At 73.3% G+C, this 11,843-nt stretch carries 9 protein-coding genes and 1 pseudogene; 7 read left to right on the forward strand and 3 right to left on the reverse strand.

Annotation, left to right across the window (positions count from 1 at the left end; genetic code table 11):
* The first annotated feature begins 142 nt into the window (after nucleotides 1–142).
* Together G5C65_RS20270 and G5C65_RS20275 are read left to right on the forward strand one after the other, a co-directional pair.
* Nucleotides 143–574 (forward strand): nuclear transport factor 2 family protein, encoded by a 432-nt coding sequence (locus G5C65_RS20270; RefSeq protein ID WP_165300305.1) that lies wholly within the window; start codon nucleotides 143–145, stop codon nucleotides 572–574.
* 8 nt (nucleotides 575–582) lie between these two features.
* Nucleotides 583–1,089, forward strand: a pseudogene (locus G5C65_RS20275) (DUF2165 domain-containing protein).
* 17 nt (nucleotides 1,090–1,106) lie between these two features.
* On the opposite strand, the gene G5C65_RS20280 reads toward G5C65_RS20275, so the two are convergent.
* On the reverse strand, nucleotides 1,107–1,799 hold the full coding sequence (locus tag G5C65_RS20280) for a siderophore-interacting protein (RefSeq protein WP_165300306.1): 693 nt from the start codon (nucleotides 1,797–1,799) through the stop codon (nucleotides 1,107–1,109).
* Nucleotides 1,796–3,250 carry an MFS transporter gene (locus G5C65_RS20285; RefSeq protein WP_165300307.1) on the reverse strand — a complete coding sequence of 485 codons (1,455 nt, stop codon included), beginning with the start codon at nucleotides 3,248–3,250 and terminating at the stop codon, nucleotides 1,796–1,798. Before G5C65_RS20285 ends, G5C65_RS20280 begins: the two co-directional genes overlap by 4 nt.
* Before the next feature lie 106 nt (nucleotides 3,251–3,356).
* On the opposite strand from G5C65_RS20285, the gene G5C65_RS20290 reads away from it, so the two are divergent.
* Nucleotides 3,357–4,286, forward strand: coding sequence for a LysR family transcriptional regulator (locus G5C65_RS20290; RefSeq protein WP_165300308.1), 930 nt, complete (start codon nucleotides 3,357–3,359; stop codon nucleotides 4,284–4,286).
* 134 nt (nucleotides 4,287–4,420) lie between these two features.
* Here G5C65_RS20290 and G5C65_RS20295 read toward each other — a convergent pair whose 3' ends face one another.
* Complete coding sequence (locus G5C65_RS20295) at nucleotides 4,421–5,206, reverse strand: hypothetical protein (RefSeq protein ID WP_165300309.1); 786 nt, start codon at nucleotides 5,204–5,206, stop codon at nucleotides 4,421–4,423.
* A 231-nt stretch (nucleotides 5,207–5,437) separates the two neighbouring features.
* Here G5C65_RS20295 and G5C65_RS20300 point away from each other — a divergent pair, with 231 nt between their 5' ends.
* From G5C65_RS20300 to G5C65_RS20315, 4 genes are all read left to right on the forward strand, one after another.
* Entirely contained in the window at nucleotides 5,438–6,940 is a 1,503-nt protein-coding gene (locus G5C65_RS20300; RefSeq protein WP_165300310.1) for an aldehyde dehydrogenase family protein, read from the forward strand.
* An 87-nt stretch (nucleotides 6,941–7,027) separates the two neighbouring features.
* On the forward strand, nucleotides 7,028–8,584 hold the full coding sequence (locus G5C65_RS20305) for a GMC family oxidoreductase (protein ID WP_165300311.1): 1,557 nt from the start codon (nucleotides 7,028–7,030) through the stop codon (nucleotides 8,582–8,584).
* The gene (locus tag G5C65_RS20310; protein WP_165300312.1) at nucleotides 8,584–9,711 is read left to right on the forward strand and encodes a quaternary amine ABC transporter ATP-binding protein; all 1,128 of its coding nucleotides are present in this window, start codon (nucleotides 8,584–8,586) and stop codon (nucleotides 9,709–9,711) included. Before G5C65_RS20305 ends, G5C65_RS20310 begins: the two co-directional genes overlap by 1 nt.
* Nucleotides 9,708–11,810 carry an ABC transporter permease gene (locus tag G5C65_RS20315; RefSeq protein ID WP_165300313.1) on the forward strand — a complete coding sequence of 701 codons (2,103 nt, stop codon included), beginning with the start codon at nucleotides 9,708–9,710 and terminating at the stop codon, nucleotides 11,808–11,810. Before G5C65_RS20310 ends, G5C65_RS20315 begins: the two co-directional genes overlap by 4 nt.
* Nucleotides 11,811–11,843: the final 33 nt, after the last annotated feature.

The raw sequence follows: 11,843 nt of genomic DNA on the forward strand, positions 1-11,843 counted from the left end.
GCGTCCCCCGCGCCCCCCGTAACTCCCGCATGCTGACGCACAGTAGCCCGATGCGCAGAGCGCTGCCAGCTGCTTTCGGCGGCCGGCTGCCTTACCCGGCAGGTCATCGACGCCGCAGCGGCGGCCTGACACCGTCCTGCCCATGACGAACCCACTGACCCCGCAGGAAACCGAAACCCGCGCTCTCGTCGAGGCGTTCGCCGCCCGCGTAACCGAGGGCGACCCGGAGCGCGTGGCCGCGCTCTTCGCGGAGCGCGTCGACTGGATGATCGCCGACAACCCGGACGTCCCCTGGATACGCCCCCGCTCGACCCGCGCCGACGTGGCGGACCACTTCACCGAGCTGGCCGCCGGCGTCGAACCGGTGGCCGGCGGCGAGCCGGTCGTGGGGGCTGTGCTGGTGGACGGTGCCGACGCCGTGGTCACGGGGATGCTGACGGGGCGCGTGCGGGCCACGGGCAAGCCGTTCCGTGCCCCCTACGCGCTGCGGTTGACGGTGGAGCAGGGGCTGTTGACGCGGTATCACCTCTACGAGGACGGTGTGGCCGTGGCGGCTGCGTGCAGAGAGGGGTGAGACGGCGGATGCGGCTGGGGACGCTGCCGGTGGTGGCGACGGCGCTGACCGGGACGGTGGCGCTGATCATCGCGCTGGTGGCGTTCGGGAACATCACGGACTTCGGCACCAACCAGGAGTTCGTCCGCCATGTGTTCGCCATGGACACCACGTTCCGGGACGACGACCTGATGTGGCGCGCGATCGAGTCCCGCGCCGTCGCCGACGCCGCGTACGTCGCCATCATCGGCTGGGAGACGCTGGCGGCGCTGGTCCTGCTGGCGGGGACCGCGCTGTGGGCGCGTGCCGCCTGGCGCGGGGGCCCGTACGAGAGGGCGCGGCGGGTCGCCACGCTCGGCCTGCTGATGGTGCTGCTCCTCTTCGGCGCGGGGTTCCTCGCCATCGGCGGCGAGTAGTTCGCGATGTGGCAGTCGGAGAAGTGGAACGGCACCCAGGCCGCGCTCCGCAACGTCCTGGTCGCCGCCGTGGTGCTGGTGGTCCAGCACATGCCGTCCCGGCAGTGGCACGACGGCTGAGCGCCGCCCCTCCCGGTTCAGTCCAGCCCGCGCTTCCCCGGGCACCAGAACGGCTTGGTGACGACCGCGCGCCGCTCCCACCCCCGCTCCCGGACGAGATGGCCCCGGACCGCCTGCACGGTACGGGCCTCGCCCGCGACGTAGGCGACCGCGTCGCGCCCGGCGGGGAAGGAGAGGCCCGCCAGGGCCGCCAGGAGGGTGGGCGAGGCGGCGGCCGGGGCGCCGTGGCGGTAGCGCCAGCTGAGGTCGGCGCCGTCCGGGAGGGGCAGGCGGTCGGCCTCCTCGCCGACCTCCAGCAGCCCGCGGACCGTCGCGCCCTCCTCGTGCAGGGACCGCATCATGGGGCCGAAGGCCACCGAGGCCGTCTCGTCCCCGACGAAGAGGTGCCGCGCGCCGGGGCGGGTCACCAGGCCGCCCTCCGGCCGGCCGAAGAGGACCCGCTGTCCGGGTGCCGCCGCACGGGCCCAGCGCGCGCCCGGCCCGGCCCCGTCGTGGTCGAGGACGTACAGCTGGAGCGTGCGCCCCTCGTGCGCCCAGACCGAGTAGGTGCGGCGGGGGCCGGGCACCCCGCCGACCTGGACCCGGATGTGCTGGCCCGGCTTCCACGGGAGCGGGCCGGGCACGGTGAGGGTCAGCCGGTGGAAGCGGCTGGGCCCGTGCTCCGCGCGGGCCACGGTCCCGCGGACGAGGAACCGGTCCAGCAGGCTCATCGCACCGCCCCGGCCGCCCCGGCCGACCCGGTGGCCTCCGGCGCCCCGGCGGGCTCGCGGAACCACAGCACCGTCACCGCCCCCAGCACCGCCACCGCGCCCGCGACGAGGCGGAAGCCCGCGCTCATGCCGTCCGTCAGCGTGCGGCCCGCCAGCACCGTGCCCATCACGGCGATGCCCAGGGCACTGCCGAACTCCCGCGCCGCGCTGTTCAGCCCGGAGCCGAGACCGGCGCGCTCGGCGGGCAGGGAGCCGAGGATCGCGGTGGACAGCGGCGGCATGCTCAGCCCCATCCCCATGGCCATCACCAGCAGGACGCCCGCGTAGGCGAGGTACGGGGTGCCCGCGGTGAGCAGCGACAGCAGCGCCAGCCCGGCCGTCACCGCCGCCAGCCCGAGCGCCACGACCGGGCGCCCGCCCCAGCGGCGGACCGCCCAGGGGCTGAGCCTGGCCACCACGATCATCCCGACGGCCACCGGCGCGGTGGCCAGCCCGGTGAGCGCGGGGGAGTAGCCCTTGGCGTACTGCAGGTACTGCGCGTTGACGAAGAAGAGGGCGAAGAGCCCGATGAAGGTGGCGGCCACGCCGAGCGTCCCGGCGCGCAGCTTCGGGATCCGGAAGACGCGGGGGTCGATCAGCGGGTCGCCGGCCTTCGCCGAGTACCCCGCGAAGGCGGCCAGCAGCACGGCGGCGGCCGCGAAGGAGCCCAGCACCGGCGCCGAGGACCAGCCGTGCTCCGGACCCTCGACGATGCCGGCGACCAGGGCGACGGAGCCGAGGACGAGCAGCGCGGTGCCGAGCGGGTCGGCCGGGCCCGCGGTGCGGCTCGGCGCGGTGCGCGGGGCGAGCCGCGCGACCAGCGCGAGCAGCAGCAGGGCCAGCGGCAGCGACACCCAGAACAGGCCCTGCCAGGGCAGGTACTGCAGCACCAGGCCGCCGCCCAGGTTGCCCACCATCCCGGCAGCGCCGGTGGCGCCCGTCCAGATGGCGACCGCGTGCGCCTTGCGGTCCGGCGGCGCGGTCTGCAGCGCCAGTGACAGCGTCGCGGGCATGATCAGCGCCGCGCCGGCGCCGGAGAGGGCGCGCGCGGCGATCAGCGGCTCGGGGGCCGGGGCGAGCGCGGCGAGCAGGCAGCCCGCGGCGAAGACGGCGAGCCCGGCCAGCAGCGCCCCCTTCCGGCCCCGCCGGTCGCCGAGCGCGCCCGCCGGTATGAGCAGGCAGGCGAAGGCCAGGACATAGGCGTCCACGATCCACACCAGCTCGGCGTGCGTGGGGTGCAGCCCGCTGCCCGCCAGCTTGGGCAGGGCGAGGTTGACGGCGGCGACCAGCGCGACGGCCAGCACGACGCAGGACGACATCAGGGCCAGCACGGGGCCGTGCCGGTGGTGCGGCGCCGGAGCGGAGGGCGGTGCGCCCGCCGGAGCGTGCCGGGGGAGGACGGCCGAAGGCATGGGTGTACCTCGCAGAAAGGGAGGGATGCGGAAGAAGTCTCGGTACCGGTGGGAAACGGTAGGCAGCCGTACTGTTTAATTCAATTGCAATCTTTTCAAGGGATAATTGCTCACCGTGCAATCGAAACTGGATCTCAATCTGCTGACCGCCCTCGACGCCCTGCTCGACGAGGGCAGCGTGAGCGGCGCCGCCGACCGGATGCACCTCTCGGTGCCCGCCATGAGCCGCACCCTGACCCGGATCCGCAAGGCGCTCGGCGACCCGGTGCTGGTGCGTTCGGGGCGGGTGATGGTGCCGACGCCGCGCGCGCTGGAGCTGCGCGAGGAGGTGCGGGAGCTGGTGGAGCGCGCCTCGGCCGTGTTCACCCCGCAGCGCGGCCTCGAACTGGACGCGCTGGAGCGGACGTTCACCCTGCTCGCGGACGACGGGCTGCTGATCGCCTTCGGGACGCGGCTGCTGGAGCGGGTGCGGCGGGAGGCGCCCGGTGTCGCGCTGCGGCTGGTGCCGGAGAGCTCACGGGACGCCTACGAGCTGCGGGAGGGGCGCGCCGATCTGGAGATCGGGGTCGTCCACCGCCATCCGGCCCCGGAGACCCGGATGGAGCGGATCTTCACCGACGACAACGTCGGCGTCGTACGCGCCGGGCATCCGCTGCTCGCGGAGCCGGTCACGCCGGAGCGGTACGCGGCGGCCGACCACGTCACCGCGTCCCGGCGGGGCCTGCTGCACGGCCCGATCGACGAGGAGCTGGCGCGGCGCGGGCTGCGGCGCCGGGTGGTCGCCTCGGTGCCGACGCTCATCTCGGCGCTGCTGGTGGTGGCGGACACCGATCTGGTGGGGCGGACGGCGCGGCGGCTCTCGGCGCTGCAGCTGGACCGGCTGGGGCTGGTGGCCTTCGAGATTCCGCTGGAGCTGCCGGAGCTGGCGATCTCCCAGGCGTGGCATCCGCGGTACGGGAACGATCCCGCACATGTCTGGCTGCGAAGCTGCGTCCGCGAGATCTCCACGGACCTGGTTCAGGACAGCGCCGAGTAGAGGCAGCCCCTCCTGATGGAGCGCGCTCGATCCACGGGTGCTCCATCAGGGGCGCGGGGAACTGCGCGCCGAGCGGTCCGCGCACCCGCGCTCCGCGACGCGCGGCAAGGGGCAGCCCCTCCCGGGGCGCATGGCTAGACCTCTTTCGCCGGGGGGCGGCGCAGCTGCTCGCGGAGCTCGGTGACGTCCACCGTCTGCCTCGCGGGCGGAGTCCCTCGAGGCACCGGCTCGTCGAACCGGCCGAGCTGGATCTCGTCCCGCTCGGCCCCGGCCCGCCGCTGCAGCTTCAGCGGATACGGCTTGCCGCGGTCGGCGACCAGCATGGTGACCTCGACGCCGTCCTGCTCCCGGGTCACCGGTACCGCGGTGTGCCCGCGCACCGTGCCGGCCGGGCCGCGCCGCCAGCGCTCGGCGGCGCCCTCGTCGTCCGCGCCCGCCGCCGCGCGGAAGGCGTCGAGGTCGCAGGCGGTGGCCAGACCGCTGCCGCCGAGCAGCGAGTCGTCCGCGCGGCCCTTGATGTAGCGGCCCTGGAAGCGCTCGGCCGCCGCCGCGCCGCGCTCGCCGCCGAGCTGGTGCCGCCAGAACGCGGCGCTCGGCCGCATCCAGACCGTGTCGCCCCTTTTGATCAGCTTGACCGAGCCTTTGCCCGGAATCCTGAGCTTTCCCGCGCAATTCGCGTTTTCGTCGAGGGACAGCCGCATCTCCAGATCGGCGGCCTTCAATTTCAGCCGCAGCGACGACGCGGAATTCAGCTGCCGCACGGCTTTGTCCGCTATCTGCTGCCCGGTGAGTCCGTCGAGGCCGCGGTCCGTGCCGGGGCCGGCGCCCGGGGCCGAGGTCGCCTGGACCAGCAGCGCGCCGCCTGCCGTCGCCGCAGCGCACGCGACCAGTGCCAGCGCCACACGGTGCTGTCGGAACATGTCCCACGCTCCGCTCCTCGTCTGGCGGGCAACCGCCCGCTGTCCGGGTATGAGCGCATATTGACCCATTTACCGTACGTTCCGCGCCCGGCTTCCGCACCCCGGCAGTGATGAAGCCCACTTGTGCGCGAGTTTCAGACATGAGTTCTCCGCAACGGGGCAGGGGTCGCTCTTGCCATGTGCCCAGTGGCATGGCAAGGAACATTTCGGTTATGGAAGGCAGTACCCACGGTGTCCGTATTGGAGAGCATTCACGTAGGCGGTGAGTGGCGCGCCGCCACGTCGGGGGAGACCCGCGAGATCCTCGATCCCGCGGACGCCACCCCCCTCGCCGTCGTCGCCGAGGGCGGCACGGAGGACACCGACGCCGCGGTCGCCGCCGCGCGCCGTGCCTTCGACGAGGGGGAGTGGCCGCACACCCCGACCGCGGAGCGGGCCGCGCTGCTGCGCCGCGTGGCCGACCTGCTGCAGCGCGACCGCGAGGAGATCGCGCTCGTCGAGTCCCGCGACACCGGCAAGACCCTCGAAGAGGGCCGGGTCGACGTGGACGACGTCACCGCGGCCTTCCGCTACTTCGCCGATCTCGTCATGAACGAGTCCGGCGGCCGGGTCGTCGACGCGGGCAGCGCCGACGTCCACAGCGTCGTCGTCCACGAACCCGTGGGCGTCTGCGCACTGATCACGCCCTGGAACTACCCCCTTCTCCAGGCGAGCTGGAAGGTCGCCCCGGCGCTCGCCGCCGGCAACACCTTCGTGATCAAGCCCAGCGAGATCACCCCGCTGTCCACCGTGCACCTGGTGAAGCTGGTGGCCGAGGCGGGCGCCCCGGCGGGCGTCGCGAACATCGTCACCGGCGCCGGGCTCCCGGTCGGCCAGCGGCTGGCCGAGCACCCGGACGTGGATCTGTTCTCCTTCACCGGCGGCCTGGCCAGCGGCACCAAGGCGGGCGCGGCCGCCGTCGCGGGCGCCAAGAAGGTCGCGCTGGAGCTGGGCGGCAAGAACCCCAACGTCGTCTTCGCCGACGCCTGCGGCACCGAGGAGGGCTTCGACGCCGCCGTCGACCAGGCCCTCAACGCCGCGTTCATCCACAGCGGCCAGGTCTGCTCGGCCGGCGCGCGGCTGATCGTCGAGGAGTCCGTCAAGGACCGCTTCGTCGCCGAGCTGGCCGACCGGGCCCGGAAGATCAGGCTGGGCCGGGGCACCGAGGACGGCGTCGAGTGCGGGCCGCTGGTCTCCCGGCAGCAGCTGGAGAAGGTCGAGGCGTATGTCGCGAGCGCGCTCGCCGAGGGCGCCGAGCTGGTGTGCGGCGGCGAGCGTCCGGGGCCGTCCGGCGTCCGCCCGGCCGGCGGCTACTTCTACGCGCCCACGGTGCTGGACCGCTGCCACCGCGGGATGCGGGTCATCCGCGAGGAGACCTTCGGCCCGATCCTCACCGTGGAGACCTTCCGCACCGAGGACGAGGCCGTCGCGCTCGCCAACGACACCGAGTACGGCCTGGCCGGCGCCGTCTTCTCCGGGGACACGGCACGCGCCCGGCGGGTCGCGGCGCGGCTGCGGCACGGCACCGTATGGATCAACGACTTCCACCCCTACCTGCCGCAGGCCGAGTGGGGAGGTTTCGGCAAGTCCGGCATCGGCCGTGAGCTCGGGCCGCACGGCCTGGCCGAGTACCGCGAGACGAAGCACGTCTACGAGAACCTCCGTCCCGCCCCCGTGCGCTGGTTCGCGGGCTGATCCCCGCCGCGCCCGCGCCCTTCCCGCTTCCGCCGCCGGGCCCGGCGGCGTCCGCACGTGTATCACCCCCAAGGAGCAACACCCCTTATGTCCAGCTACGACTACGTGATCGTCGGTGGTGGAACGGCAGGATCGGTGATCGCCTCCCGGCTCGCCGAGGATCCTGGCGTCACCGTCGCCCTGATCGAGGGCGGCCCCTCCGACATCGACCGGCCCGAGGTGCTCACGCTGCGCAGGTGGCTCGGTCTGCTCGGCGGTGAGCTCGACTACGAGTACACGACCACCGAGCAGCCGCGCGGCAACTCCCACATCCTGCACAGCCGCGCCAAGGTCCTCGGCGGCTGCTCGTCCCACAACACCCTCATCTCGTTCAAGCCGCTCCCCTCGGACTGGGACGAGTGGGAGGCGAACGGCGCCGAGGGCTGGGGCGCCGAGGCCATGGACCCCTACTTCGGCAAGCTGCGCAACAACGTGGTGCGGGTGGCCGACAAGGACCAGAACGCCATCGCCAGGGACTGGATCGACGCGGCCAAGGACGCGCTGGACATCCCCGAGATCATCGGCTTCAACGACCGGCCGTTCGACGAGGGCGTGGGCTTCCTGGACCTCTCCTACCACCCGGAGAACAACAAGCGCTCCTCCGCCTCCGTCGCCTACCTCCACCCGCATATCGAGGCCGGCGACCGCCCCAACCTGCACATCCTGCTGGAGACCTGGGCGTACCGGCTGGAGCTGGACGGCAAGCGGGCCACCGGCGTGCACGTACGCGCCAAGGACGGCACCGAGACGCTGCTGACCGCGGACCGCGAGGTCGTCGTCTGCGCCGGCGCCATCGACACCCCGCGGCTGCTCAACCACTCCGGCATCGGCCGCAGACAGGACCTTCAGGCGCTGGGCATACCCGTCGTCCACGATCTGCAGGGCGTCGGCGAGAACCTGCTCGACCACCCCGAGTCGGTCATCGTCTGGGAGACCGAAGGCCCGATCCCGGGGAACTCCGCGATGGACTCGGACGCGGTGATGTTCATGAAGCGGGACCCGGAGCACCAGGGCCCCGACCTGATGTTCCACTTCTACCAGATCCCGTTCACCGACAACCCCGAGCGGCTGGGCTACGAACGCCCCGAGCACGGCGTGTCGATGACCCCCAACATCCCCAAGTCCCGCGCCCGCGGCCGGGTCTACCTCACCTCCGCCGACCCCGAGGTCAAGCCGGCCCTCGACTTCAAGTACTTCGAGTACGACGAGAACGGGTTCGACTACGACGGGCAGACCCTCGTCGACGGCATCAAGGCCGCCCGCGAGGTCGCGCGGACCGAGCCGTTCGCCAAGTGGCTCAAGCGCGAGGTCTTCCCCGGCCCCGAGGTGACCGACGACGCCGAGATCAGCGAGCTCGTCCGCAAGGCCGCACACACCGTCTACCACCCGGCCGGCACCTGCAAGATGGGCGCCCAGGCCGACGAACTCGCCGTGGTGGACACCGCGCTGCGCGTCCGGGGCCTGGAGAGCATCCGGATCGCCGACGCCTCGGTGTTCCCGGCCATGTTCGCCGTCAACCCGATGATCGGCGTGCTGATGCTGGGCGAGAAGGCGGTCGATCTCATCAAGGAAGCCCAGGCCACGACACCGGGAGGTGACGCGTGATGTCCGAGACGCGAACCGAGAGCAAGCCCCCGCATACCGGTCCGGTCTTCTCCGTCCGCAACCTGTGGAAGGTCTTCGGGCCCAAGGCCGAGCGGATCCCCGGCGACCCCGCGATCGCCGGGCTGTCCCAGGCCGAACTGCGGGAGCAGACCGGCTGCACGGCCGCCGTCCGCGACGTCTCCTTCGACGTGCACAAGGGCGAGGTCTTCGTCGTCATGGGGCTGTCCGGGTCCGGCAAGTCCACCCTGGTGCGCTGCCTGACCCGGCTGATCGAACCCACCGGGGGCACCCTGGAGTTCGACGGGGACGACGTGCGCGGCATGGACAAGGACGCGCTGCGCGAGCTGCGCCGGCACCGCGCGTCCATGGTGTTCCAGAACTTCGGCCTGCTGCCGCACCGCACCGTCCTGGACAACGTCGCCTACGGCCTGGAGATCCAGGGCCAGGGCAAGGCCGAGCGCCGCGCCCGCGCCGCCGAGATGGTGGAGAAGGTCGGCCTCGGCGGGCTCGGCGAGCGCCGCCCCCGGCAGCTCTCCGGCGGCCAGCAGCAGCGCGTCGGCCTCGCCCGCGCCCTCGCCGTCGACCCGGAGGTGCTGCTCTTCGACGAGCCGTTCTCCGCGCTCGACCCGCTGATCCGGCGCGATATGCAGGAGGAGGTCATCCGGCTGCACCGCGAGGAGGGCCGGACCATGGTCTTCATCACCCACGACCTGTCCGAGGCGCTCCGGCTCGGCGACCGCATCGCGCTGATGCGGGACGGCGAGATCGTGCAGCTCGGCACCCCCGAGGAGATCGTCGCCAACCCGGCCGACGACTATGTGCGGGACTTCGTCCGCGACGTGCCCCGCGAGCAGGTCATCACCGTGCGCCGCGCCATGCGCCCCGTCGACGCCGCCGAGGCAGCCGAGGCAGCCGATGCCGGGGCGGCCGGCGGCCCCGAGCTGCCCCCGGACGCGCTGGTCGTCGACGCCATCGAGGCCGTCGCGCGCAGCGGCTCCGCCTGCCGCGTCGTCGACGGCGGCCGCACCCTGGGCGTCGTCGACCACGCCGCGCTGCTGGGCGTCGTCGCCGGGATGGACGGCAGCGGCGGCCCGAGCGGCGACGCCGAGGAGGTGGCCGCCGTATGAGCACCGTCGAAGGCGCCCCCGTATCCAAGGGCGACGCCAAGGGCGACGCCGCCGGTTCCGCCGGTTCCTCCGGTTCCTCCGGTTCCGCCGGGGGTACTGCGCGGAAGCCGGAGCCCGACGGGCCCGCGCCTGCCACGGGCCCGGCGGGCCGGCCCGGCCCGCTCGCCTGGTTCGCCGCCAACCCCAAGGTGGCCGCGGTCCTCGCCGCCTGCCTGGTGGTGGTCGTCAGCGCGCTCGCCGTCGGCTCCAGCAGCTGGCCCGGCGCGCTGGAGGTGGACGTCAAGACGCCGCTGAACGACCTGGACGAGTGGCTCGCGGACAACCGCGACTCGCACTGGCTGTTCGTCTACTTCCTGCTGCACATCAGCAACGCGGCCGACTCCTCCTACGACACCCTCACCTCGCTCTTCGACTCGATGGGCTGGGTCGGGGTGACCGTCGTCGGCGTGCTGGTGGCCTGGGCCGCGGGCGGCGCCGACCTCTCCCGCCGCGCCCTGCGCACCGGCGGCACGGCGCTGGGGGTGTTCGTCGTCGTCGGCCTGCTGGACATGTGGGAGCCGACGATGGAGACCCTGGCGCTGATGACGGTCTCCGTCGTCGCCGCCGCCCTGCTGGGCTTCCTGCTCGGCCTGGCCTCCGGCGTCTCCAACGTGTGCGAGCGGCTGCTGCGGCCCGTCTTCGACGTCATGCAGGTGATGCCCGCCTTCGCCTATCTGCTGCCGCTCACGCTGCTGTTCGGCGTCGGCACCGCGCCCGCGATGATCGCCACCGTGATCTACGCCGCGCCGCCGATGGCCCGGCTGACCTCGCTCGGGCTGCGCAGCGGCGACCCCGCCGCGCTGGAGGCGTCCGTCTCGCTGGGCTCCACCGGCTGGCAGCGGCTGCGCACCGCGCGCATCCCGCTGGCCCGCAAGCAGATGATGCTCGGCCTCAACCAGACGATCATGATGTGTCTCTCCATGGTCGTGCTGGCCTCGCTGATCGGCGCCGGCGGCCTCGGCGACGCCATCTACACCGCGCTCACCAGCCTGTCCACCGGCGAGGCGCTCACCGCGGGCGTCGCTGTGGTGCTGGTGGCCGTGCTGCTGGACCGGACCACCGCCGCCTTCGGCGAGCGGCTGGAGGACAGCGACACGGCCGGCGGCTCGCCCGTGCCGGCGCGGCAGCGCGCCGGGGCGTGGGGCCTGTCCGGGGTGCTGCTCGTGCTGTTCGCGGCCGTCGGCCCGGCGATCAGCGACGAGAAGTGGCCGGAGGGCTGGACGGTGGACATCACCGGCAACCTCCAGTCGGCCGTCGACTGGTTCACCGACCACCTGGGCTCCGGCATCCCCCTCATCGGCGGCACCAACACCTGGGCCGAGGGCTTCGCCAACCACGTCCTCAACCCGCTGCGCTCCGGCCTCACCTCCACCCCCTGGTGGGCGCTGGTGCTGCTGGTGGCCGTCGTCGGGCTGGTCGTGGGCACCTGGCGGGCCGCGGCGGCCGGTGTGGCCTGCCTGGCCCTCATCGGCGTCATGGGCCTGTGGGACCGCTCGCTGGACACCCTCTCGCAGGTCATCTCGGGCCTGGTGCTGACCGTCCTGCTCGGCGTCCTCGTCGGCATCCTCGCCGCGCGGGTGCCGCGCGTGGAACGGATCCTGCGGCCGGTGCTCGACGTGATGCAGACGATGCCGCAGTTCGTCTATCTGATCCCGGTGATCGCGCTGGTCGGACTGGGCCGTACGGCCGGGATCCTGGCGGCGGTCATCTACGCGGCGCCCGCCGTCATCCGCATCACCACGCAGGCGCTGAACGGCGTCGACCGGGCCGCGATGGAGGCGTCCACCTCGCTGGGCGCCACCACCCGGCAGCAGCTGTGGGGCGTCCAGCTGCCGCTGGCCAGCCGCGGCCTGCTGGTGGGCGTCAACCAGGGCGTCGTGCTGGTGCTGTCGATGGTCGTCATCGGCGGCATGATCGGCGGCGGCGCGCTCGGCTACGACGTCGTACAGGCCCTCTCGAAGGGCAACCTCGCGCAGGGGCTGCCCGCCGGCGTCGCCATCGTCTGCCTCGGCATCCTCTTCGACCGCCTCTCGCAGCCGCGCGCCAGGAGCGGCGCGTAGCGCGGGCCCGGCGGCCTGCCGATCCCCCCCCAC

The organism is Streptomyces boncukensis (genome assembly GCF_011045075.1).
Classification (GTDB): Bacteria; Actinomycetota; Actinomycetes; order Streptomycetales; family Streptomycetaceae; genus Streptomyces; species Streptomyces boncukensis.